The organism is Streptomyces sp. Ru73, assembly GCF_002920575.1.
Classification (GTDB): Bacteria; Actinomycetota; Actinomycetes; order Streptomycetales; family Streptomycetaceae; genus Streptomyces.
Genome location: NZ_PQSQ01000067.1, coordinates 1 through 22,822, shown reverse-complemented (window position 1 = coordinate 22,822; position 22,822 = coordinate 1). Strand labels below are relative to the sequence as shown.

19 protein-coding genes are annotated in these 22,822 nt (G+C 74.4%); 4 read left to right on the top strand and 15 right to left on the bottom strand.

The features are described from left to right. Position 1 precedes the first annotated feature (1 nt). Together C3486_RS25070 and C3486_RS25065 are read right to left on the bottom strand one after the other, a co-directional pair. A complete protein-coding gene (locus tag C3486_RS25070; protein WP_103835029.1) occupies positions 2-1,423 on the bottom strand; it encodes an NAD(P)/FAD-dependent oxidoreductase in 1,422 nt (473 codons plus the stop codon). A 106-nt stretch (positions 1,424-1,529) separates the two neighbouring features. Beyond that, positions 1,530-1,721: a hypothetical protein gene (locus C3486_RS25065; protein ID WP_103835028.1), complete on the bottom strand. Its 192-nt coding sequence runs from the start codon at positions 1,719-1,721 to the stop codon at positions 1,530-1,532. A gap of 89 nt (positions 1,722-1,810) precedes the next feature. Between C3486_RS25065 and C3486_RS25060 the strand changes: the two genes are divergently transcribed. Then, complete coding sequence (locus tag C3486_RS25060) at positions 1,811-2,338, top strand: ATP-binding protein (protein ID WP_103835027.1); 528 nt, start codon at positions 1,811-1,813, stop codon at positions 2,336-2,338. Between the two features lie 33 nt (positions 2,339-2,371). Here the strand turns inward: C3486_RS25060 and C3486_RS25055 are convergent, their stop codons facing one another. From C3486_RS25055 to C3486_RS25025, 7 genes are all read right to left on the bottom strand, one after another. After that, the gene (locus tag C3486_RS25055) at positions 2,372-3,649 is read right to left on the bottom strand and encodes an APC family permease (protein ID WP_103835026.1); all 1,278 of its coding nucleotides are present in this window, start codon (positions 3,647-3,649) and stop codon (positions 2,372-2,374) included. 62 nt (positions 3,650-3,711) lie between these two features. Next, positions 3,712-4,389, bottom strand: coding sequence for a DsbA family protein (locus tag C3486_RS25050; RefSeq protein WP_103835025.1), 678 nt, complete (start codon positions 4,387-4,389; stop codon positions 3,712-3,714). 177 nt (positions 4,390-4,566) lie between these two features. Next, positions 4,567-5,913, bottom strand: a complete 1,347-nt coding sequence (locus C3486_RS25045) for an MFS transporter (RefSeq protein WP_181138684.1) — start codon at positions 5,911-5,913, stop codon at positions 4,567-4,569. Positions 5,914-5,974: 61 nt separating this feature from the next. Further along, positions 5,975-6,421: a MarR family winged helix-turn-helix transcriptional regulator gene (locus C3486_RS25040; protein ID WP_103835023.1), complete on the bottom strand. Its 447-nt coding sequence runs from the start codon at positions 6,419-6,421 to the stop codon at positions 5,975-5,977. Positions 6,422-6,488: 67 nt separating this feature from the next. After that, positions 6,489-8,027 (bottom strand): aldehyde dehydrogenase family protein, encoded by a 1,539-nt coding sequence (locus tag C3486_RS25035; RefSeq protein ID WP_103835022.1) that lies wholly within the window; start codon positions 8,025-8,027, stop codon positions 6,489-6,491. 46 nt (positions 8,028-8,073) lie between these two features. Further along, positions 8,074-9,465, bottom strand: a complete 1,392-nt coding sequence (locus tag C3486_RS25030; RefSeq protein WP_103835021.1) for a 2-oxoadipate dioxygenase/decarboxylase family protein — start codon at positions 9,463-9,465, stop codon at positions 8,074-8,076. A gap of 50 nt (positions 9,466-9,515) precedes the next feature. After that, positions 9,516-10,721, bottom strand: a complete 1,206-nt coding sequence (locus C3486_RS25025) for an FAD-binding oxidoreductase (protein WP_103835020.1) — start codon at positions 10,719-10,721, stop codon at positions 9,516-9,518. A gap of 140 nt (positions 10,722-10,861) precedes the next feature. On the opposite strand from C3486_RS25025, the gene C3486_RS25020 reads away from it, so the two are divergent. After that, positions 10,862-11,755, top strand: a complete 894-nt coding sequence (locus C3486_RS25020) for a LysR family transcriptional regulator (protein WP_103835019.1) — start codon at positions 10,862-10,864, stop codon at positions 11,753-11,755. 241 nt (positions 11,756-11,996) lie between these two features. Here the strand turns inward: C3486_RS25020 and C3486_RS25010 are convergent, their stop codons facing one another. The 3 genes from C3486_RS25010 to C3486_RS25000 all read right to left on the bottom strand — a co-directional run bounded on the left by C3486_RS25010 (position 11,997) and on the right by C3486_RS25000 (position 14,061). Beyond that, on the bottom strand, positions 11,997-12,479 hold the full coding sequence (locus C3486_RS25010) for a GNAT family N-acetyltransferase (protein ID WP_258052981.1): 483 nt from the start codon (positions 12,477-12,479) through the stop codon (positions 11,997-11,999). 148 nt (positions 12,480-12,627) lie between these two features. After that, the gene (locus C3486_RS25005) at positions 12,628-13,218 is read right to left on the bottom strand and encodes a sigma-70 family RNA polymerase sigma factor (RefSeq protein WP_103835017.1); all 591 of its coding nucleotides are present in this window, start codon (positions 13,216-13,218) and stop codon (positions 12,628-12,630) included. A gap of 219 nt (positions 13,219-13,437) precedes the next feature. Continuing rightward, a complete protein-coding gene (locus tag C3486_RS25000) occupies positions 13,438-14,061 on the bottom strand; it encodes a hypothetical protein (protein ID WP_103835016.1) in 624 nt (207 codons plus the stop codon). Between the two features lie 134 nt (positions 14,062-14,195). Here C3486_RS25000 and tsaD point away from each other — a divergent pair, with 134 nt between their 5' ends. Together tsaD and alaS are read left to right on the top strand one after the other, a co-directional pair. Next, positions 14,196-15,269: a tRNA (adenosine(37)-N6)-threonylcarbamoyltransferase complex transferase subunit TsaD gene (tsaD, locus tag C3486_RS24995; protein ID WP_103835015.1), complete on the top strand. Its 1,074-nt coding sequence runs from the start codon at positions 14,196-14,198 to the stop codon at positions 15,267-15,269. A 54-nt stretch (positions 15,270-15,323) separates the two neighbouring features. Then, a complete protein-coding gene (gene alaS, locus C3486_RS24990; RefSeq protein WP_103835014.1) occupies positions 15,324-17,975 on the top strand; it encodes an alanine--tRNA ligase in 2,652 nt (883 codons plus the stop codon). 127 nt (positions 17,976-18,102) lie between these two features. Here the strand turns inward: alaS and C3486_RS24985 are convergent, their stop codons facing one another. The 3 genes from C3486_RS24985 to C3486_RS24975 all read right to left on the bottom strand — a co-directional run. Next, positions 18,103-19,569: a PepSY domain-containing protein gene (locus C3486_RS24985; RefSeq protein WP_103835013.1), complete on the bottom strand. Its 1,467-nt coding sequence runs from the start codon at positions 19,567-19,569 to the stop codon at positions 18,103-18,105. Positions 19,570-19,728: 159 nt separating this feature from the next. After that, positions 19,729-21,279, bottom strand: a complete 1,551-nt coding sequence (locus C3486_RS24980; RefSeq protein WP_103835012.1) for a hypothetical protein — start codon at positions 21,277-21,279, stop codon at positions 19,729-19,731. Positions 21,280-21,481: 202 nt separating this feature from the next. Then, a partial coding sequence (locus C3486_RS24975; protein ID WP_103835011.1) for an aldehyde dehydrogenase (NADP(+)) occupies positions 21,482-22,822 on the bottom strand: 1,341 nt, incomplete at its 5' end.

Below are 22,822 nucleotides of genomic sequence, written 5' to 3'. Positions count from 1 at the left end.
CTCAGCCCGGTGCGACGCCGAGGTGCCGCAGTGCCGACCGCGCCGCGCCCGCACCGCACATGCCGTGCGCGCCGGGTCCCGGGGGAGTGGCGGCCGAGCACAGGAACACCCCGGGCAGCCCCGTGGAGTACGGGTCGGACGTGGGCCGCGCCCCGAAGACGAGGCGGGGGACCGTCTCCGCGCCGGTGAGGATGTCACCGCCGGCGAAGTTGGGGTTGGCGGCGGCGAAGTCGGCGGGCCGGGTGACCCGCATGCCGACGACGCGTTCCCGGGTGCCCGGCGCGAAGCGTTCCAGCTGGCGCAGGACGGCCTCGGTGGCGACACCGTCGTAACCGTGCGGGACGTGCGCGTACGTCCACACGGGGTGCACGTTCCCCGCGGAGCGGGACGGGTCGGCGAGGTACTGCTGGCAGACGAGGACGAAGGGCCGCTCCGGCATCCGCCCGGCCGCCACCTCCCGCTCGGCGCGCGCGATCTCCGGCAGTGTGCCGCCGAGGTGCACCGTACCGGCGCGCCGCGCGTGCGCGTTGGTCCACGGCACGCCGCCCTCGACGGCCAGGTCGACCTTGTACGCGCCGGGGCCGCGGCGGAACCGCCCGTACGCGGCCCGGGTGCGGCCGGGCAGCCGGTCACCGTAGATGCGGGCCACCTGGCCGGGGTCCAGGTCGAGGAGGGTGACGTCGGCGGGCGGCAGCTGCGCCGCGTCGGTGACGCGCACACCGGTGTGCACCTCGCCGCCGTGCGCGCGCAGCACCTTCTCCAGGCTGCGGGCGATGGCCTGCGACCCGCCCTCGGCGACGGCCCAGCCCGCGCGGTGCCCGGCGGTGAGCAGCCCGAGGCCGATGGCCGAGCTGAACGGCTGGGAGAGCGGGCGCAGCGCGTGTGCCGCGACTCCGGCCCACAGGGCCCTGGCCTGCGGGGTGCGGAAGAAGCGGCCGAGGAGGCCGGCGGGCAGCGTGGTGGGCGCGCCGAACCGCGCGAGCAGCAGCGGATGCGAGGGAACCGCCAGCAGCGGGCCCATGACGTCCTCGGCGAGCGCTTCCCACCGCCGGGCCGGGGCCATCAGCGCCCGGTACCGGGCCGCGTCGGCGCCGAGCAGGCGGGCGGTCTCCTCGACGGAACGCAGCAGCACGCCTGCCGAGCCGTCGTCCAGCGGATGGACGCAGTCGACCTCGGGCAGGCGCCAGCGCAGCCCGTGCCGTTCCAGTCCGAGGGAGCGCAGCGCGGGGGACGTGACCGCCATCGGGTGGATCGCCGAGCAGTGGTCGTGCAGCAGTCCCGGCAGCAGGGCCTCGTCGCTGCGGGTGCCGCCGCCGACCTCGTCGGCGGCCTCCAGCAGGGTGACCCGCACCCCGCTCTTCGCCAGCAGCGCGGCGGCGGTGAGGCCGTTGGGCCCGCCGCCGACGACGAGCGCCGACGTCATGAGGCGGCGCCCGAGGCGGCGGCCGGGGTGTCCTGCACCTTCACATGCCCCTTATTGATCATGGACGAAGTGGTGTCTGCATCATAGGGGCACCGCATTCGGCGGGTCAGTCCGGCAGGTCGCCGTCGCTCCGGCCCGTCAGCCGTCCGCCGGTGGCATCGTGGGTGACGGAGCGGGCCACCGGGAAGCTGGTCGCTATCCGGTAGGCCAGCCCGGCCGGTACCCCGAGGAGCCTGGCGGCTTCCTCGTATCCGATGCCGGCTATCAGTAGACGGAGTATCTGTTCCTGTGTCGGCATGCCCGGCACCTCCTCCGTTCCGCACTTCCGCGGGTTGCCGGGCGGGGCGGCGCCAAACCGGGGCTCATCCGAAGGGAGTACGTACGAACATGGCGGGAGACGACGCGGCAGGGGACGGGCCGGTGGACGTGTCCGTGCTGGTCGGGCTGCAGGCGGCGGGGAAGTCGACCTTCTACGCGCAGTGTCTGGCCGGCCGGTACGCGCTGGTCAGCAAGGACCTCTTCCCGCGCTCCGCCCGGAACAAGCAGCGGCGGCAGCTGCGCCAGGTGGCGGAGGCACTGGAGGAGGGCAGGCCGGTGGCGGTCGACAACACCAACCCCGCTCCGGAGGAGTGGGAGCCGCTGGTGGCCGTCGGCCGCGCCCATGGTGCGACGGTGACCGCGTACTGGTTCCCGCCCGACCTCGCGGGCTCCCTGCGGCGCAACGCCGCACGGCAGGGCCGGGACCGGGTCCCGGAGGTCGGCGTCCGTGCCACCGCCGAGCGGCTCCGCGAACCGACCCGCGCCGACGGGTTCGACGCGGTGTACGAGGTGCGCTTCGACGGGCACGGCGGGTTTACGGTACGGCCGGCCGGCCCTGAAGGTGACGATGCGTCGGGGGTGCGGCGGAAGCCGTAGCTGACAAGGCGTCAGCGCTGGTAACTGCCGTCGTCACAGGGGCCGGTGGCGGCGGGACACCGCCTTGCGCAGGCCGTACACCGCGGCGCCGAGCGCCATGACAGCGGCACCCCACAGCACCGAGGTCAACGGCAGGGCGAAGGCCAGGGCCAGGCACCCCGCGGCGCCGACGGCCGGCACGATCCGGGCCGGCCGCCCCTCGTCGGGGCCGAGCGTCCAGGCGGAGGCGTTGGCGACGGCGTAGTACGCCAGCACCCCGAAGGAAGAGAAGCCGATGGCGCCGCGCACGTCCATGGTGGCCGCCAGCACCGCGACCACCGCACCGATCACCAGCTCGGCCCGGTGCGGTACCCGGTAGCGCGGATGGACGGCGGCCAGCACGTGCGGCAGATGCCGGTCGCGGGCCATCGCCAGCGTCGTGCGCGAGACGCCGAGCAACAGCGCCAGCAGCGAGCCCAGCGCCGCGACGGCTGCGCCCGCCCGCACCACCGGGGCCAGGCCCGGCACGCCGGCCGCGCGCACGGCCTCGGAGAGCGGTGCGGCGGCGCCGGCGAGCCGGTCCGGGCCGAGCACCGCGAGGACCGCCACCGCGACGGCCGCGTAGGCCACCAGCGCGATGCCCAGGGCCAGCGGGATCGCGCGCGGGATGGTGCGCCGGGGATCGCGGACCTCCTCGCCGAGGGTGGCGATGCGGGCGTACCCGGCGAACGCGAAGAACAGCAGCCCGGCCGCCTGGAGCACACCGCCCGCCGTGGTGTCGGCGCCGATGGCCAGCCGCGCGGCACCGGCCGTGCCACTGCCCAGGCAGGCGACCACCACCGCCGCGAGCACCGCCAGCACGGCCGCGACGATTCCCCTGGTCAGCCAGGCGGACTTCTGTACGCCGAGGTAGTTCACCGCGGTCAGCGCCACCACCGCGGCGACCGCCACCGCGTGCGCCTGGCCCGGCCACACGTACGAGCCGACCGTCAGGGCCATCGCCGCGCAGGAGGCGGTCTTGCCGACCACGAAGCCCCATCCGGCCAGGTAGCCCCAGAAGTCACCGAGCCGTTCGCGGCCGTAGACGTAGGTACCGCCGGACTGCGGGTAGCGCGCGGCCAGCCGGGCGGAGGAGGTGGCGTTGCAGTACGCCACCACCGCGGCCACCGCCATGGCCGGCAGCAGCCCGGAACCGGCGGCGGCAGCGGCCGGTGCGAGCGCGGCGAAGATGCCGGCGCCGAGCATCGACCCCAGCCCGATCAGCACGGCATCGCGCACGCCCAGCCGGCGCCGCAGCTCCGCCGCTCCCGCGGCCCCCGTCGACGTACCCATCGCTCGCTCCTCCACCACGGACGTACGGCATCACACAACCACCGGGGGCGCAGGATAGGAGGTCAGGACAGGGCGCGGCGAACCAGCGCGTCGAAGGCGCCCGGATCGTCGTGCTCGACCACCGGGTACCCGGACCCCGGGTCGCCCTCCCAGCGCAGGGAGATGCCCGGACTGTGGACGTCGGAGCCGTCGGGCAGGAAGTAGTGCGGGCTGCCCTGCACCTGCTCGCGGTGGGCGCGGTAGTCGCGCATCATCGGGCCGCGGGCGCTGCCCGTGTCGAGGGCCTCGGCGAGCGCGTCGGTGTCGACGGCGGCGCACCCGGCGGCGACGTCCAGGATCTCGTGATGCAGCGCGATGCACCGGCTGTCGCGGAAGAACGCCAGCCGCAGCGCCATGTCCAGCTGCTCGGCCGCCTCGTACGACTGGGCCTTCGCGGCGTGCACGGCCTCGTTCGCGGGGGCGACGGTCACCGGCCAGGCCGACGGGTCCCGCTGCCACATCCGGAACTCCAGCTCCGGGGCGAGCGGCCCGACCACCGGGATCTCCGCGTCCAGGAAGCGCTTGGGGATCGGGAAGCGGTTGACGTCCTCCAGCAGGAAGAGGCGGTGGTCGACGCGGAGCCGGCCCTCGGCACCGGCTCGCTTGCGTGCCGCGTACAGGCGGGCGAGACCCACCGTCGACCACGCGCATGCCACGTCCGTGTAGACGACCACCGTGCCCGGTGCCACCTGGACAGTCACGATCAACTCCTTGCCTCGGCCCGCGCGCCGGCTGCGACGCCACGCGGGGCTCACGGGTGTCCGCCCGTACCAGTGCCCGTGCGGCGGCAGGTCATGACCCGCGCCGGGCCGGACGGGTGACGACCGCCATGTCCCGCACCGCCCTGCTGCCCGTGGACGTCCGGAGGCGGGGAAGGGCTACTTCGCTGCCGGGGCGTCCGCCGTGGCCGTGCGGCCGAGTGTGCGGTCGAACACGGTGAGCAGGAGGTAGAGCACGCCGGCGCCGAGCATCACCCACGCGAGCTGGTGCACACCGCCGGTGTCGGCGCGCTGTCCGAACGACGCGGCGGTCGCCGAGGAGGCCACCATCGAGCCGATGTAGGCGAAGGTGCGCAGCAGCCCGGCGGAGGAGGCGGTGCGCTCCGGATCGGCCTGGAAGTAGACGGAGTTCTGCAGGGCCAGGTTGTTCAGGCCCTGCGGGACGCCGAAGACCAGGGCGACGAGCAGCAGCATCCACAGCGGGCTGCCGCCGGTGAGCGTGAGGATCAGCAGGCAGGCGACGATCTGCCCGGCGGCGCCGAGGAGCAGTTTCCCGCGTACGCTCCTGCGGCGCCCGGAGACGAGGGACACACCGATCGCCACCAGGAACATCGGGATCTGCACCAGCCCGGCGTGGAACGGCGTCAGCCCGTAACCCTCCTCGGTCCACTGACTGAACCCGTACAGGAAGGCGTAGGCCACGACGTAGGCGACCAGCGCGCGGCCGTACGTGGCCAGCAGCGGTGTGTTGCCGCCGAGCACCCGCAGGTCGATGAAGGGGGTGGCGGCCCGCAACTCCCGTACCGTGAAGGCGGCCGCCGCCACCGCGGCGATCACCAGCAGGTACCCGTCGCGCAGATGAAGGTTCATCAGGAACAGCAGCAGCGAGACGAGCATCGCGGCGAACAGGCCCATGCCGGGCAGGTCGAGCCGGGCGGCCGACTGCCCACGCCGCGGGGCCCCGCCGGTGCCGGCCGGCCTGGGCAGCCGCCACAGGCCCAGCAGTACGGCGGCGACGGCCAGCGGCACGTTCAGCGCGAAGGTGGCGCGCCAGCCGCCCGCGGCGATCAGCAGGCCGCCCAGCAGCGGACCGATCACGGCGATGGTCTGGTTGGCGACCGCCAGCGCCGTCAGCACCCCGCCGGGACTGTCCCGGCCGGTGCGCTCGGCCTCGCTGCGCAGCAGTGCCATCGCGGCGGGGTAGCCCGCGCAGGTGCCGAAGCCGAGCAGGACGCGCGCGGCGATCAGTACGCCCAGGTTCGGTGCCAGGGTGCCGACGACACCGGCGACGCCGACGAGGGCCGTGCTGATCAGGAAGAGCCTGCGCGGGCCGAAGATGTCGATCAGCCGGCCCACCACCGGCTGCCCGAGCGAGGTGGCCAGGTACAGCGCGGACACCAGCCACGCGGTCTGCGAGGCCGGGGCGCCCAGTGCCCTGCCGATGGGGACGAGCGCGACGGAGATGATGGTGGAGTTGACCGGGTTCAGGACCGAGCCGAGCAGCATCGGCGGCAGCAGCCGCCGGTCGAAGCCCGGCCGGTCCGTCTTCCGTATCCCCGTCGTCGCGTCAGTCACGGGTCAGCCGCTCCAGTACGGCCATGGCGGCGAGCACCGTCCGGCGTTCTTCCTCCGTGCACCGGTCCTGGAACTGCGCGGCGAGCCATTCCGCGCGGGACCGCCGACCCTCCGCCACCCGGCGGCGGCCCTCGTCGGTCAGCGTGATCAGCATGCGCCGCCTGTCGTGGGGGTCGGGGCTGCGTTCCACCAGCCCCAGCGAGGCGAGCGCGGAGACCGTGGCCGTCATCGACTGGTGCCGCATCCCCTCGGCGGCGGCGAGCTCGCTGGCGGAGACGCCCTCCATGCCGGACAGCCGGGTCAGGACGGTGGCCTGGCTCAGAGTGAGCTCGTGGACCTCGGAGGCGTTCAGGATGCGCCGCCGCAGCCGGCTGATGACCGCACGGACCTGGCGCGATGCCTCGACCGCCGAGGCGGACAGGTTCGGGTTCCCGCTCATACGGCCCACGGTAAAGCGTACAGGCTCAGCTGTACAGCTGAGCCTGTACAACTCGCGTACGAGGTGTCTACAGGAAGCTGACGTTCTGGGCCAGGGCGAGGTGGCTGGAGTAGTTGATGGTGTTGGTGGCCCGGCGCATGTAGGCGCGCCAGGCGTCGGAGCCGGACTCGCGGCCGCCGCCGGTCTCCTTCTCGCCGCCGAAGGCACCTCCGATCTCCGCGCCGGAGGTGCCGATGTTGACGTTGGCGATGCCGCAGTCGGAGCCCTCGGCGGAGAGGAAGCGCTCGGCCTCCTGCTGATCACGGGTGAAGATGCTGGACGAGAGGCCCTGCGGGACGTCGTTGTGCAGCGCGATGGCCTCGTCCAGGGTGTCGTACGTCAGGACGTACAGCACCGGCGCGAACGTCTCCGTGCGGACCACGTCCGACTGCTCGTCCACGCGCACGATGACCGGCTCGGCGTAGGCGGCACCGGGCGCCGCGTCGGCCAGGCGCCGGTTGCCGCCCGCGAGGACCTTGCCGCCCGCCGCCTGTGCCCGGGCAACGGCGTCCTGCATGGCGTCCAGGGCCGCGGGCGAGATGAGCGGCCCGACGAGCGTGGTCTCGTCGAACGGGTCGCCGATGGGCAGCTTCTGATACGCGGCGGTGAGCCGCGCGAGGAGTGTGTCGGCGATGTCGCGGTGGACGATGAGCCGGCGCAGGGTGGTGCAGCGCTGGCCCGCGGTGCCGGCGGCGGCGAAGACGATGCCCTGGACGGCGAGGTCGAGGTCGGCGGAGGGGGCGACGACGGCGGCGTTGTTGCCGCCGAGTTCCAGCAGGCTGCGGCCGAAGCGGGCCGCGACGCGCGGGCCGACCTCGCGGCCCATCCGGGTGGAGCCGGTGGCGCTGACGAGCGCGACGCGCGGGTCGTCCACCAGCCGCTCGCCCACGGCACGGTCGCCGAGGAGCAGCCGGTGCACGTCGCGCGGGGCTCCCACGTCCTCGGCCGCCCGGGCCAGCAGCCGGTCGCAGGCGAGCGAGACCAGCGGGGTGAGCTCGGACGGCTTCCACACCACGGTGTCGCCGCAGACCAGGGCCACGGCGGTGTTCCACGACCAGACGGCGGCGGGGAAGTTGAACGCGGAGATGACACCCACCACGCCGAGCGGGTGCCAGGTCTCCGCGAGGCGGTGCCCGGGGCGCTCGGAGGCGATGGTGCGCCCGTACAGCTGCCGCGACAGACCCACGGCGAAGTCACAGATGTCGATCATCTCCTGGACCTCGCCCAGCGCCTCCGAGCGGATCTTGCCCGCCTCGATGGTGACGAGGTCGGCCAGGTCACCCTTGTGCGTACGCAGCAACTCGCCCAGCCGACGCACGAGTTCGCCGCGCCGGGGCGCAGGCGTGGTGCGCCAGCCGAGGAAGGCCGCGTGGGAGGCGGCGATGGCCTCGTCGGCCTCGTCGGCGGTGGTGGCCCGCAGCCCGAACAGGTCCTCGCCGGTGAGGGGCGTCCGGGCCGCGAAGTCGTCCCCGCCGGGCAGGGCGACGCCGATCCGGTCGATGCTCGTACGGGCGCGTGCGCGCAGGTCGTCGGTGCTGGGCAGGGCGGAGGCGCCGGCAGTGGTCATGATGCTCCTTGGTCGTCGCGTGGTACGGGTACAGGTGCCGGGAGGATCAGCCGGGCGTGCCGTCGAGCCCCAGCTCTCGGGCGACGCGGACGAGGGAGTGCTGCTGCTGCCGCTCGTACAGCGCGAACGGGTCCAGGACCTCCCGGCCGATGGCGCCGGAGAGCCAGTCGCTGTCGTACGCGGCGCCCGCTTGGTCGTTGTCCCGGGAGCCCTCGTCGCTGAGGTTGGACTGGAAGATGCCGGCCGCCGAGCGCGGCAGGAAGTCCTCGTAGACGATCGGTTCGGCCTCGATCCAGCCCTGGTCGAGCAGGCCGGCGAGGGCGGCGGGCGGGCGACCGCCGGTCCGCGGGCGGTCCGCTGGCACCCGGTAGGTGAAGTACCCCAGCCCCTCCGCGGCGAGCGCCCGCTCGGTGTCCGGGAAGTGCTCGGCCCACAGCGCGCGGGCGATCTCGCTCCGGTCGGCGTCCGCCCGGCGTGCGGCCTCCTCGTCGACCAGGCCGAGCAGCCGGTCGTAGCGGGCCCGGCCCTCGCGGGTGAGGGCGATGCCGCGCGCCTCGACCTCGCCGAACCGCACCCGCAGCGCGCCGCTGATCACACTGCCGGCCGGGGTGCGCATGGCCCGGGGTTCGGCCAGCGCCCGGAAGGACGTCTGGCGCAGCAGGACGTCGGGCCCCTTCCAGGCGGGCGGGCCCTGGATGGTGTCGATCATCTCGATGCCGCGCTCGGTCATCCGCCGGTACAGCGCGTCGATGTCGAGGACGCGCGGGGTGAGGTGGTTGATGTGGGTGCTGCGTACGCCGCCGATGTCGGCGGCGACGGCGGAGACCTTCTCCAGCGTCTCGTACCACGTCTTGTCGACCGGCTCGGGGGACAGCTCGAAGGCGCCGACGGCGAGTTCGAGGAACCGCTCGGCGTCCTCGTCGGGTAGCTCCTTCGCGGCCTCGGCCCGGTCGGCCAGCGCGAGCAGTTCGGGCGGGAACAGCTCACGCCCCGCGAGGAAGGTCTCCAGGCGGGAGCGCAGCCCGGCGTCGAAGAACCGCGGGTCGGCGGGGGTGAGCATGGAGGTGAAGACGCGGAACGGGTTGCGGGCCAGCTCCTCGCCGTCCACCGGGCGGAACGCGGTCGACACGACGGGTACCGCGCTGGCGGCCGCCTCCCGCAGGTCGTAGAAGCCGACCGGATGCATGCCGAGCGCGCCGAAGACGCGGGCGACCTGCTGCATCTCCTGCGGTGTGCCGACGCGGACGGCGCCGTGCCGCTCCGCCGTCACCCGGCCGATGGAGCCGAGCCGTTCGGCGTCGGCGCCCCGGTCGCGCAGCACGTCCTCGTTCACCTCGCGCGAGACGTCCACGAGCGTGGTGTACGCGGGGACTTCCCGGCCGTACATGTCCGAGAGGCGGGCGGCGAAGGCGGCGCGCAGCTGCCACTGGCTGATCATCGGTGGGTCTGCCTTTCCATCGGGGACTGCCTCGGGCGGTCGGTCACGGATCACACCACGTGGGCCTCGGGGCGGATGCCGGCCCCGGCCCGGAAGCGGTCGGCGCTGAGGGGAGAGACGTCGACGAACGGCGTGCGGTCCAGGTACAGGTCGCGCACGATCTCGCCGACGGCGGGTGCCTGCAGGAAGCCGTGCCCGGAAAACCCGGTGGCGTACAGGAAGTTGGACAGCTCGCCGGAGCGCCCGATCAATGCGTTGTGGTCCGGGGTGACCTCGTACAGCCCGGCCCAGCCGTCGGCGATCTCCATGTCGGCCAGCGCGGGGGCGCGGCGCCGCGCCGCGCCCCGGAAGAGCGGGAGCCAGTCCGGGGTCCAGGTGGTGTCGAAGCCGTCCCGTTCGCGCGGGTCGGCCAGGCCGAACAGCAGCCCGTCGTCACTGTTGTGGAAGTAGGCGGAGGAGGTGAAGTCGATGGTGAACGGTATGCGGGGCGCCGGGGGAGCGAGCGGCCGGGTGACGGCGAGCTGGCGCCGGACGGGGCGTACCGGCAGGTCGATGCCCGCCATGTCACCGACCTGCCGCGACCAGGCGCCCGCCGTGCAGACGACGGTGGCGCAGGCGATCGAGCCGCGGTCGGTGTGCACGGCCGTGACCCGGTCGCCGGACGTGCCGAGACCGGTCACCGCGGTGTGCGTGGCGAAGACGACGCCGGAGCGGGCCGCGGCGTCGGCGTAGCCGCGTACCACCAGTCCGGGGCGGGCGTGGCCGTCGGTGGGGGAGAAGACGGCGGCCACCAGCCCTTCGGTGGTGACGTACGGGCAGAGCCGGCGGGCCTCTTCGGGCGTGACCATACGGCTGGGCACGCCGAGCCCGTTCTGCGTCCGCACGCTCTCCTCGAAGCCGGCGGCCTGTTCGTCGGTGGTGAGCAGGAAGAGGTAGCCGACCGTGTCGAGGCGGATGTCCGCACCGGGGCGGTGCGGAAAGTCCTGATAGGCGCGCAGGCTCCGGCTGCCGAGCGCGATGTTCAGCGGGTCGGAGAAATGGGCGCGCACCCCGCCGATCGGCTTGCCCGAGCTGCCGCAGCCGAGATCGCCGCGCTCGACCACGACGATGTTGCGGACCCCGGCTTCGGCCAGGTGGAAGGCGGTGCTGGTACCCATGACGCCACCGCCGACGATCACGACGTCGGCGGCCGGCGGAACGGTGGGGCGGGCGGCGCAGACCGAGGAGGAGGACAAGGGCCGATCCCTTCCGTGCATGGCTCGGTGTGGGGCGCAGTGCAGGGCGGAGAGTGCTGATCAGCTGTCTGCCCGACATCGTGGCGCAACCCGACCGTTGACGTCCATGAACAGTTGCTGCACCTGATTCATCAGGATCTCTATATGGTGAGGTGCTCCCCATGGACTGGACGAGTTCCCAACTGCGGTCCCTGGTCGAGCTGACCAGGCGCGGCACCATCACCGCCGTGGCCGAGGCGCTGGGGTACACCCCGGGCGGCGTCTCCCAGCAGATCGCCGCGCTGGAGAAGGCCACGGGCATGGCGCTGCTGCAGCGGGTGGGGCGGCGGGTGGAACTGACCGACGCGGGACGGACCCTGGCCCGCCACGCCGAGCGGATGCTGCTGACCGAGGCGGAGGCGGTCGAGGCGCTGGAGCGCAGCCGCAACGAGATCTCCGGGGTGCTGCGCGTCGGCCTGTTCGCCACCGCGGCCGCCGAGATCCTGCCGCCGGCCCTGCGGCGGGTCCGTACGGCCCACCCGGAACTGGCCGTGCACAGCCGCGACATGGACGTGGACGAGGTGTACGACGCCGTCGCCTCCGGCGGCGTCGACCTGGCGCTCGGCCTGGACTACCCGGACGTGCCCATTCCGCGGGACCCGTCGCTGCGGGTGGTGCCGCTGCACCGGGAGCGGTTCTCGCTCGCGGTCCCGGAGGGGTGGCTGCCCGGCCGTACGCAGGTGTCCCTCACCGAGACCCAGCACCTGGGGTGGATCCTGCCCTCGGCCACCAGCTACTACGGCCGTGCCGTACGCACCGCCTGCCGCCGGGCCGGCGTCGAGCCGGACGTCCAGCACGAGGTGACGGACACCGCGGCCACGCTCGCGCTGGTGGAGGCCGGCATCGGCGTGAGCACGGTGACGGAGTTGATGCTCAGCCTGCGGGCCTCGCGCTTCGCCGTACTGCGCCTGAAAGAGCGGCTCGAACGGCACATCGTCGTGGTGTTCCGCTCCACGGCCGGGCAGCGCCCCGCGGTGCGGGCGCTCGTCGACGTCCTGCGCGCGGTCTCGCCCTAAGCCGGCTCCGCAGAGACCGGCTCCGCCGGCCCTCAGGGCGGCAAGGTGCCGGCCTGGGACGCCTTCTGCCGGTGCGGGGCGTGCGTGAGGGTGTCTCGCCAGTGGTGGCCCACGCCACGACGGTGGCCCGTCGCGCCGGAGACCGCCGGCATCCTCAGCCTGGTCGCCGCCGTCGCCCGGGACCTCGCGGTGCCCGCCGTACTGCTCTCCTTCCTGGTGGCCGGGGCCGCCTCGCTGGTCGTCACCGTGCTTCCAGCAGTTCGGGCGAGGGCCGGAAGCCGGCCCGGCGGTAGAGCGGGGCGCTGCGCTCGGACGGCCAGACGATGAGGACGTCCGTCCCCGCGCGCCGGGCGTGGAGCCGCAGGGCGTCGAGGAGGGCGGTCCCGAGCCCTCGATCGCGCCGGGACGGTACGACGTAGAAGTTCGTCACGTAGCCGACCGGCGTGTTGTCCTCGTACGGCTCGGGCACCCGCTCGACCAGGTGCAGGAAGACGTGGCCGCAGACCTCGCCCCCGCACTCGGCCACCCAGGCCGGCCAGCGGCCGCCGGCGAGCCGTTCCCGTATCCACTCCTCGGCCTCCCGCACCGGCCGGGCAGTGGCCGGCGGCGCGCCGTCGTGGTCCTCCTCCTTGAACGCCCAACGCAGCCGGGCGAGTTCGGGGACATCGGCAGTGCGGGCCCGTCGTACGCGGACGTCTGTGGTCAGCGGCATGTCCGTGGTCATCCGGACAGTCTCACGCACGCCGCCGCAGCGCCGCCCGTGATTTCCGCGGCGCTCCGTGAGGAGGACGCCGCGGTACGGGAGGGCGCACGGCCGAGGGCCGCCGCCCGGCCGGTACGCGGGGGCGGCCCTCGGTGTGCGTCGGGCGGGGTCAGGCCGCTGCGGCTGCCAGGGGCGGCCGGTCGGCGTCGTGCAGCGCCGCCACCAGCGAGGTGCGGGCGCGGGCCACCCGGGAACGCACCGTCCCCACCGGGCAGTTGCTGAGCGCCGCCGCTTCCGCGTACGGCAGCCCCACCAGCTGCGTGAGGACGAACGCCTCGCGGCGCTCGTCGGGCAGTGCGGCCAGCAGGTCGGCGAGCGCGACGCCGTCCTCGAAGCCCGGCAGGCCACGGGCCTGCGCGCGCTCGGCGGCGGACTGCCAGTCGTCGGTGTCCGCGAGACGCGGGCGCGTCGCGGCGTGCCGGAGGCTGTCGACCACCGCGCGCCGCGCGATGGCCAGCAGCCAGGCCCGCGCCGAGGAGCGGCCCTCGAAGCGGTGCAGGCTCTTCAGCGCCCGCAGGAACGTGTCCTGAGTGAGGTCGTCGGCGGCCTGCGGATCGCCGCCGAGGTACGTGACGTACCGGCGCACGTCCCGTTGCAGGGCTCGTACGAACTGTTCGATGGCCTCGGGGTCGCCGGCGCGCGCGTCCAGCGCCCAGGCCGTGATCGCCTCGTCGCGCGCGGCGCGCAGGGCAGGGGTCATCACCTGGTGTCCTCGTGTCCTTCTCGAAAGAACCGGAATCCGGACCGGCACGGGCGGAGCTCCGCGCGGGTGCGAGCGCACCGGGCAGGGGGAACCACCGGCGGGTCCGGTGAAGGGAACGGCCGGGCGCGCGCGGACGCACGGAGGCGAGGGCGCGCGGGCGGCCGGTGCCCGGGCCGGCCGGGCGCTGGGCCCGGTACGGCGTCGGGGAGCCGGCTGTCAGACGACAGCGGTCCCGGCCGGCGGGCCCCGGGTGGTGAGGACGTGGACGAGGAGGAGCCGGCGCGGCGCACGGACCGTCCGGGCGCGGCGCGCGCGGATGCGCGGGCGCCGCGGCGGTACGGGCAGCACGAGCAGCAGCCGCAGCGGGGCGGCGAACCAGCCGGCGAGGGTGCGCAGGATGCGGAAGGCGGCGCGCTCGCCGTACGCGAGCCACAGGCCGCAGAGGACGGCGGCCAGCAGGTGGGCGGCGAACATGCCGGTGGACGACATGCCGGCCATGTCGTGTGCCATGCCATGAGGCATGCCATGACGCATGCTGTGGCTCATGTCGTGGTGCATGGCGTGCGTCGGCGCCGGCGGGCCGTCCGCCGTCTGGGCCAGGGAGAACGCCGTGTGCAGTACCCCTTGCGCGGCCACCGCCACGGAGACGACCAGGGGGAGGCCGCGCTCACGGCCGGCCAGGCACCAGGCCGTGCCGCCGGCCGCCGCGGCTCCGGCGGCAAGTGCCCACCACGGCAGCGGCAGGCCGGACATCAGTACGTGGCCGGCGGCGGCGAGCAGCACGCAGACGGCCGCGAAGACCGCAGCCCGCACCGCGCGACAACACCCACCGGCATCCATGGCGTCTCATCCTCGCATTCGCGTTTCCGGCGCCGCGGGGCGGGAAGCGAGGGAAGCCCACGCATGCGCCGTGACTCTTATTGCACATATATTGCAAGTGCAGCATTGAGGCAAAAGGGCAGAAGGAGTGAGGCATGGGTGCACCGGTGGTCCTGGGCATCGAGTCGTCGTGCGACGAGACCGGCGTGGGCATCGTGCGGGCCGGCAAGCTGCTCGCCCACGTGGTCGCGTCGAGCATGACCGAGCACGCACGGTTCGGCGGCGTCGTCCCGGAGATCGCCGCCCGCGCGCACCTGGAGTCCTTCGGCCCCGCCGTCAGGCGCGCCCTGGACCAGGCGGAACTGCGGCTGAGCCAGATCGACGCGGTCGCCGTCACCACGGGCCCTGGCCTCTCCGGCGCCCTCCAGGTCGGCCTCGCCGGTGCCAAGTCCCTCGCGTACGCCGCAGGGCTGCCCCTCCACGGCGTGCACCACCTGGCCGGCCACGTCGCCGCCGACACCCTGGAGCACGGCCCGCTGCCCGAGCCCTGCGTCGTACTCATCGTCTCCGGCGGCCACACCTCCCTGCTGCTCGTCCGGGACCTGGTGCGCGAGCCGATCCTGCACCTGGGCGACACGCTCGACGACGCGGCGGGCGAGTGCTTCGACAAGGTGGCCCGCATCCTGGGCCTGCCGTACCCGGGCGGCCCCGCCATCGACCGGGCGGCGCGGAACGGCGACCCGCGCGCCGTCGCCTTCCCGCGGCCGCTCACCCGGCCCGGCGACGACCCGTACGCCTTCTCCTTCTCCGGGCTGAAGACGGCCGCGGCGCGCTGGGCAGAGGGCTGTCGGCAGCGCGGCCAGGAGCCGCCGGTCGCCGACGGCGCCGCTGCCCTGCAGGAGGCGGTCGCGGACGTACTGACACGGAAGGCGCTCGCGGCCTGCCGCGCGTACGACGTGCGCACGCTGATCGTGGTGGGCGGCGTGGCCGCCAACTCCCGGGTCCGCGCCCTCGCGGAGGAGCGCTGCGCCGCGGCCGGCGTCGAACTGCGCGTCCCGGCCATGACCCTCTGCACCGACAACGGCGCGATGATCGCCGCCGTCGGCGACCTGCTGGTCCGCTCCGGCGCCGAGCCGGCCCCGCTGGAGCTGTCCGTCGACCCCTCCGCACCGCTGGAGTACGCCGCACTGACACCGCTCGCCCGCACGGCCGCCCCCGCGGCGGCGTGAGGCCGGACGACAGCCCCGCCCGCCCTTCGACCACCGACCGCTCCGGAGCCCGCCTTGCGCACCGCCGACATCCGCCGCCGCTTCCTCGACTTCTTCGCCGCCCGCGGCCACCCGGTCGTGCCCAGCGCGCCGCTGCCCACCCCCGACCCCACCCTGCTCTTCGTCAACGCCGGGATGGTGCCCTTCAAGCCGTACCTGACCGGCGAGCAGCCCGCGCCCTGGCCGCGCGCCACCAGCGTCCAGAAGTGCGTGCGCACCCTGGACATCGACGAGGTCGGCCGAACCACCCGGCACGGCTCGTTCTTCCAGATGTGCGGCAACTTCTCCTTCGGCGACTACTTCAAGGAGGAGGCCGTCGCCCTCGCCTGGGAACTGTCGACCACCCCACAGGACCGGGGCGGCTTCGGCCTGGACCCGGACCGGATCTGGGTCACCGTCCACCACACCGACGCCGAGGCACGCGACCTCTGGCGCCGCATCGCCGGACTGCCCGACGAGCGGATCGTGGGACGCGGCGATGAGGACAACTTCTGGTCCATGGGCGTGCCAGGGCCCTGCGGCCCGTCCTCCGAGCTGTACTACGACCGGGGCCCGGCGTTCGGCCGCGAGGGCGGTCCGGAGGCCGACGAGGACCGCTACATGGAGTTCTGGAACCTCGTCTTCATGCAGTACGAGCGCGGTGAGGGCCCCGGCAAGTCCGGCTACCCGATCCTCGGCGAACTGCCCCGCCGCAACATCGACACCGGTCTCGGCCTGGAGCGGATGGCCACCCTCCTCCAGGGCAGGGACAACCTGTACGAGACGGACGAGACCCGCCCGGTCCTCGACCGCGCCGCCGAACTCGCCGGCGTACGGTACGGCGCCTCGCCCGAGGACGACGTACGCCTGCGCGTCGTCGCCGACCACGTCCGCACCGCGCTGATGCTGCTCGCCGACGGCACCACACCCGGCAACGAAGGACGCGGCTACGTCCTCCGCCGCATCCTGCGCCGCTCCGTCCGCGCCATGCGGCAGCTCGGCTTCGCCGACCCGGCCCTCCCCGAGCTGCTGCCCGTCGCCCGCGACTGCATGGCGCCCGGTTACCCCGAGGTGGCCGAGGGTTTCGCGCGCATCGCCGACCGCGCGCAGGGCGAGGAGGACGCCTTCCGCACCACCCTCAAGCAGGGCACCACCGTCCTGGACACAGCGGTGGCCAAGGTGAAGGCCGAGGGCGGGCGCCTGCTGCCGGGGCAGCAGGCGTTCCTGCTGCACGACACCTACGGCTTCCCCATCGACCTCACCCTGGAGATGGCCGCCGAGCAGGGCGTGGAGGTGGACCGCGAGGGCTTCACCGCGCTGATGACCGAACAGCGCGAGCGTGCCCGCGCCGATGCCCGCGCCCGGAAGTCCGGCGCCGCCGCCGACACCTCCGCACTGCGCACCGTGCTCGACGCGCACGGCCCCACCGACTGGCGCGCCTGGCACACCCTGACCACCGAGTCCCGGGTACTGGCCCTGCTGGGCACCGCGGGCCCCGTACCGGCAGCCCGCGAGGGCGATATCGTCACGCTCGTCCTGGACCGCTCCCCGTTCTACGCCGAGTCCGGCGGCCAGGACAGCGACGCCGGTACGGTCTCCGGCGCCTCGGCCGAGGCCGAAGTCCTCGACGTACAGCGCCCGTTGACCGGACTGATCACCCATCAGGTCCGGATCACCGCGGGCGAGCTCGCCGTGGACGACGCGGTGGTGGCCGCCGTCGACCCCGAATGGCGGCTCGGCGCCCGCCAGGCCCACTCCGGCACCCACGTCCTGCACGCCGCGCTGCGCGAGGTCCTCGGCCCCACCGCGCTGCAGTCCGGCTCCTACAACCGGCCCGGCTACCTGCGTCTGGACTTCCCCTGGCGCGGCGCCCTCGCCCCGGCCGTCCGCGGCGAGATCGAGGAGTGCGCCAACCGCGCCCTCCGCCGCGACCTGCCCGTCGACGTCCGCTGGATGACCCTGCCGCAGGCCAAGGAGCTGGGCGCGCTGACCCTGTTCGACGAGACGTACGGCGAGCAGGTGCGGGTCGTGGAGATCGGCGGCGCCTGGTCGCGCGAGCTGTGCGGCGGCACACACGTGGAGCACGCCTCCCAGATCGGTACGGTCGCGCTGACGGCGGAGTCCTCGGTCGGCGCCGGGATGCGCAGGCTGGAGGCCGCCGTCGGCCTCGAGGGCTTCGGCTACCTGGCCCGCGAGCGCGACCTGGTCACGCGGATCGCCGAGCAGCTGAACGCGCCGCGCGCCGAACTGCCCGACCGCATCGCGGGGTTGCTGGACCGGCTCAAGGCCGCCGACCGCGAGAACGCCCGGCTCAAGGCACGCGCCACGGCGGCCCGCGCGGCCGAACTGGCCGCCGCCGCGACCGGCACCGGCCGCATCGCCCTCGTCACCACGACCGTCGACGGCACACCCGACGAGGCCCGCGCCCTGGCCCGCGCGGTCCGCGACCGCCTCCCCGCGGACCGGCCCGGCGCGGCGGCGGTGGCCACCGCGGACGGCGTCCTCGTCCTGACGCTCAATGAGCGGGCCCGCGAGACCGGCCTGAACGCCTCGGCCCTGGTCAAGCGGCTCCTCGGCGGCCGCGGCGGCGGCACACCGGACACCGCCCAGGGCGGCGGCATCCCGCCCGCCCGCGTCCCGGCCGTACTGGCCGACCTGCCGGGGCTGCTGCATGCCGAGGACGCCTGATCCTGGAGAGCGGGCCGTGCGGTGTGGGGTGTGCGGCGCGTGGCGTGGGGTGTGCGGCGGCGGGCCGGGACGCACCGTGGCCCGCCGCCCGTACCGCCCCGGCTCGGCCGGTCCCGCCTCGCGCCCGTCAGCCGGCCGCCGCGGAAGCGCCCCGGTCGCCCCGCGCGCTTCGGCGTGCGACCGCGCCCAGCGCGATGTCCGCCACCAGGAAGACCACCAGCGGAATGCCCAGCAGCGGCACGAACCAGCCCAGTACGGCGACGGCCGCCGCGAGCGGAAGCCCCAGGCGCAGCGGGACGTTGCGCCACGCGCCGCGGGGCACCGGACGTCCGAAGGCGGTGCCGCGGCCGCGCTGCCACCACATGCGGTACCCCAGGAGGATCAGCACGACCAGCGCGAGCGCCAGCGCCGCGAGCACCACCTGATTGACCAGGCCGAACAGCGTGCCGGTGTGTGCGTCGACGCCCCACCGGGTGAGCTTCGCGAGCACCGGGTAGTCGGCGAACCGCACCACGTCGGTGACCTCGCCGCTGCCCGGATCGACCGCGACCGCGTCCTGCTTCTCCGGCCAGCTGCGCCCGATCTGCTGCACGACGTACGCGGACGAGTCGCCGGCCGGCGGCACGATCTCCACCGGGTCCGACAGCCCCTCGCCGCGCGCGGCCTTCAGCACGGCGTCAAGACCGACGTCGCCACCCGTGCCACCACCATGCATCGGCATGTTCCGCATGTCGTGCCCACCGTGTCCACCGTGTCCGGCGGACATGTCGTGACCCGCGTGCTCCCCGCCCGGCGCCGCGGCCGCCGACACCGCGGGCGTCGCCTGGCCGAGCGCGTCCCGCAGGTCGCTGATGTGCGCGCCCGCATACGCCGACCAGGTCAGACCGGTCGCCGAGAGGAAGAACAGGCCGGCCGCCGCCCAGACGCCCACCGCACCGTGCAGCGACAGGGCCCGGCGACGGCCGGACACACCACGGACCCGGCGCTGTGACCGGCGCCGCCCGCACCACAGCAGCAGTCCGCCGCCCGTGATCACCCACAGCCAGCTCGCCGCGAACTCGCTGTAGAGACGACCCACTCCACCGAGGTGCAGATCGCGGTGGAACTCGTCGATCCAGGTGCGCAGCGGCAGCGCGCCGGTGGATCCGTACTGCTCCAGCGCCCCGCGCACCTCGGCGGTGTACGGGTTCACGAAGACGGCGAGCGTATGGCCGGACGCCACGCCCGGCACTCCGGACAGCAGTACGCGCGTCGTCGCGCCGGGCTCCGGCGACGGCCGGACCGCGCTGACCTTCCCCTCCGGATGGGCCGTGCGGGCAGCGGCCACCTGCCGCGCGACGGGCAGCTCGCTCGTGCCGACGGGAACGCGCAGCTCATGGGCGTACACGACCTTCTCGGCCTGGAAGGAGCAGGCGTACAGCAGGCCGGTCACGGCCGCGACGAGCAGGAACGGCGCGACGCACACCCCCGCGTAGAAATGCAGCCGCAGGACGAGCGGCCGCAGGGCGGAGCGGACGGACCGGCCGGCGGGCGGCCTTCCCGCCGGGTCCTCCTGGTCCTCTCCCGGAGTGCGGGACGCGGTGGTGAGGGGCATGTGCGGATCTCCTGGTCGCGGTGACGGTACGGCCGCCCGGAGGCGAGCCGGTCCAGGAGTCGGCCCGCCCGGCGCAGGAGTTCCGCACCTCCGACGTGACGCGCAGCACACTGCCGACGCTCAGCGCACTGCCGATGCGCAGCGCACTGCCCGGGCCGGTCAGAGCCGCAGCACGCGCCGTACCAGGTCCAGGGCCTGGTCGGCCCAGCCCAGGACGGCCAGGCCCTGGGTCAGGTTGCCCGGTGGGTGGTTGATGAGTGTGTCGTGGCGGATGAGGCGGTCGAAGTCGACGAGCACGGGGTCGGGGCGCGGCGTCTTCTCGTCCGGACGGCGGAACTCGACGTTCGCCAGCCGCATCACGTTGATCGTCTCCTGGGCGAGGATGCCGTAGGCGACGGTGGTCGGATGGATGCCGTCCAGCGAGAACAGGCCCCCGTCGACGCGCCGTTCGCCGTCGCCGGCGAGGAAGTGCGTGTTGGGCGGCGGGGTGAGGGCCTGCAACCGCGGCGGCAGCACGTACGGCTGCCACCACTCGGGGCGGGCGAGCGGATCGTCGGCGTACCGGCGGGCGGCGAGACGGTCCAGGAGGCCGGCCGTGTCGAGGAGGTACCAGTCCTTGCCGTCCTGCCGGGCCTGCCGGACCTCCGCGGTGATCGCGTCGTTGTACCGGTCGATGGCCCGGTCGACGTCCTGGGCCTGCTGCCCCGTGATGTGCGGGTCCTGGCGCGGGTCGAAGTCCCGGTCGCCGATCCAGGGCCGGGTGTAGTACGGGAAGTACGCGGAGCCCGGGCGGGTCTTGCCGCCGACGCCGCGCGCGAGCGGCGCGATCGTCACGTGCGGCACGGTGCACCAGATCACGTGCCGCACCTTGACGGCACGCACCTCCTGGGCAAGCAGCCGCAGTTCGGCCGTGAAGTGCTCGGGCCGCCACACGGTGAACGCTTCCTTGCGCGCCGGGTCGTCGTAGCCGTCACCGCTCCAGACGACGCGCAGCCGGGTGACCACAGGAAGGGCGTTGTTGGCGCCGAGGAATACGATCAGCGTCTCGATGCCGTGCTCCGGGTCGGTCGCACCCACCTCGTCACCGAGCTTCCGCACCGCGCCCAGTTGCGTCAGCGCGCCGGCCTCCGGCGGGAAGGCCGGCAGCACGCGCAACGCGGCACGCTCGGCCGCGTGCTCCACCACCTGGTCGAGCAGGTTGTCGGTGGGGGCGCTGATCGTCCGGCGGCACACGTCGGCGGACTTGGCCAGCGCGTCCCGCAGGTCCCAGCCGAAGGCCGCCAGGTTGTGGTGCACGGCGGTGGTCCGGGGCACCACCGTGCCGGGCCCGCGCTCCCAGTAGTCCTCCACCCGGTCCATGAACCGGTGCGCCCGGAAGAGCGCCGGGGCCGCCTCCCACCAGTCCACCTCCCGCCCGTAGTGCGCCTCGAGGTCGCGCAGGAGCAGCTCGATGTTGAGCGGGAGCCCGCCCAGACCGTGGAAGGACGCCTGCCGGAAGTGCCGGGCCCAGCCCATCTCGTACGCGATGAGCGCGGGGAAGGAGAGCTCCGTGCGGAAGACGGCCCCGCTCTGGAACCCCTGCGCGAGCGAGTCCCCGACGGCGACGAGCCGGTGCCGCGGCTCACCCCGCCACCTGTGCGGCACCTCGATCCCCAGCGTGGCGTCCACGACCGGCGCCCGGCTCTCCTGCTGCTGCGGTTCGACGGCCATGGTTCCCCCGGTGGCGCGATCGCTGTCGCGGCCCGCGCGGCACGGCCCGCGCGCGCCCGATAGAGGTCCTGCACCGAGCGTGCAGCAGCAGGACGGCGGCGTCCAGCGGTCGGACACGCCGTACCGGTGTGCCTGCGCACAATGCGGCGCCCGCCCCCGCTCGGCGGCGGGGGCGGGCGTTCCCGGCTGTCGGGGGGCGCGGTCAGCCGAGGTCGAGCCTGCCGTCGATGCGGCGGGGGATGCGGTACGGGTTGGCGTCCTGGAGGGGCGGGGGGAGGAGGGCGTCGGGGACGTTCTGGTAGGCGACGGGGCGCAGGAAGCGTTCGATGGCCAGGGAGCCCACCGAGGTGGTGCGGGCGTCGGAGGTGGCCGGGTACGGGCCGCCGTGGACCATGGCGTGGCCGACTTCCACGCCGGTGGGCCAGCCGTTGAACAGCACGCGCCCGGCCCGGCGTTCGAGCACCGGCAGCAGTGCGCGCGCGGCGTCGAGATCGGTGTCCGCGGTGTGCACGGTGGCCGTGAGCTGTCCCTCCAGCGCTTCGAGTACCTCGGTGACGTGCTTCAGGTCGCGGCAGCGGATCAGCAGCGAGGCCGCGCCGAACATCTCGCGCTGCAGCTCCGGGTCGGCACGGAAATCGTCACCGTCCACGGCCATGAGCAGGGACCGGCCGGCGCTCGCGGTGTCCGGCTGCGCACCGCGCGCCAGGACCCGGACGCCGGGCCGTGCGCCCACCGCTTCCGTCTCCCGCCGGTAGGACTCCGCGATGCCGGTCGTGAGCATGGTGCCGCCGGCGTTGCCGTCGATGGCGCCGGCAGCACGTGCCGCGAAGGCGTCGAACCCATCGCCCTCGACGGCGAGCACGAGCCCGGGGTTGGTGCAGAACTGGCCCGCGCCCAGCACGAGCGACTCGGCGAACGCGTCGGCCAGTTCCTCCGGGCGTTCGGCGAGCGCGCCGGGCAGGAGCACGACCGGATTGACGCTGCTCATCTCCGCGTACACCGGGATGGGCACGGGACGCTCGGCGGCGGCCCGTACCAGCGCCCGGCCCGCCCTGCGGGAACCGGTGAAGCCGACGGCCTGGATGCGCGGATCGGTCACCAGCCGGGTCCCGGTGTCGTGCCCCGCGCCGACGAGCAGCGAGAAGACGCCCTCGGGCAGGCCGGTGTCGGCGATGGCGGCACGGATGGCGCGGGCGGCCAGCTCGGAGGTGCCGAGGTGTGCCTCGTGCGCCTTGACGACGACGGGGCAGCCGGCGGCCAGGGCCGACGCGGTGTCGCCGCCGAGGACGGAGAAGGCGAGCGGGAAGTTGCTCGCGCCGAACACGGCGACCGGGCCCAGCGGGATGCGGCGCTGCCGGATGTCGACGCGCGGCTGCGGGGCGCGGTCGGGCTGCGCGGGGTCGATACGGGCGCCGTGCCAGCTGCCCTCGCCCAGCACCTCGGCGAACATCCGCAGCTGACCGGTGGTGCGGGCCACCTCTCCGGTCAGCCGGGCGGCGGACAGCCCGGTTTCGAGCCGGGCGCGCTGGACGAGCGCCTCACC

Excerpts from the sequence above, each read along its gene's own strand:
- C3486_RS25070 (WP_103835029.1), bottom strand. The coding sequence starts at position 1,423 with ATGACGTCGGCGCTCGTCGTCGGCGGCGGGCCCAACGGCCTCACCGCC.
- C3486_RS25065 (WP_103835028.1), bottom strand. The coding sequence starts at position 1,721 with ATGCCGACACAGGAACAGATACTCCGTCTACTGATAGCCGGCATCGGA.
- C3486_RS25060 (WP_103835027.1), top strand. The coding sequence starts at position 1,811 with ATGGCGGGAGACGACGCGGCAGGGGACGGGCCGGTGGACGTGTCCGTG.
- C3486_RS25055 (WP_103835026.1), bottom strand. The coding sequence starts at position 3,649 with ATGGGTACGTCGACGGGGGCCGCGGGAGCGGCGGAGCTGCGGCGCCGG.
- C3486_RS25045 (WP_181138684.1), bottom strand. The coding sequence starts at position 5,913 with ATGCTGCTCGGCTCGGTCCTGAACCCGGTCAACTCCACCATCATCTCC.
- C3486_RS25040 (WP_103835023.1), bottom strand. The coding sequence starts at position 6,421 with ATGAGCGGGAACCCGAACCTGTCCGCCTCGGCGGTCGAGGCATCGCGC.
- C3486_RS25035 (WP_103835022.1), bottom strand. The coding sequence starts at position 8,027 with ATGACCACTGCCGGCGCCTCCGCCCTGCCCAGCACCGACGACCTGCGC.
- C3486_RS25030 (WP_103835021.1), bottom strand. The coding sequence starts at position 9,465 with ATGATCAGCCAGTGGCAGCTGCGCGCCGCCTTCGCCGCCCGCCTCTCG.
- C3486_RS25025 (WP_103835020.1), bottom strand. The coding sequence starts at position 10,721 with ATGCACGGAAGGGATCGGCCCTTGTCCTCCTCCTCGGTCTGCGCCGCC.
- C3486_RS25020 (WP_103835019.1), top strand. The coding sequence starts at position 10,862 with ATGGACTGGACGAGTTCCCAACTGCGGTCCCTGGTCGAGCTGACCAGG.
- C3486_RS25010 (WP_258052981.1), bottom strand. The coding sequence starts at position 12,479 with ATGACCACGGACATGCCGCTGACCACAGACGTCCGCGTACGACGGGCC.
- C3486_RS25005 (WP_103835017.1), bottom strand. The coding sequence starts at position 13,218 with ATGACCCCTGCCCTGCGCGCCGCGCGCGACGAGGCGATCACGGCCTGG.
- C3486_RS25000 (WP_103835016.1), bottom strand. The coding sequence starts at position 14,061 with ATGGATGCCGGTGGGTGTTGTCGCGCGGTGCGGGCTGCGGTCTTCGCG.
- tsaD (WP_103835015.1), top strand. The coding sequence starts at position 14,196 with ATGGGTGCACCGGTGGTCCTGGGCATCGAGTCGTCGTGCGACGAGACC.
- C3486_RS24985 (WP_103835013.1), bottom strand. The coding sequence starts at position 19,569 with ATGCCCCTCACCACCGCGTCCCGCACTCCGGGAGAGGACCAGGAGGAC.
- C3486_RS24980 (WP_103835012.1), bottom strand. The coding sequence starts at position 21,279 with ATGGCCGTCGAACCGCAGCAGCAGGAGAGCCGGGCGCCGGTCGTGGAC.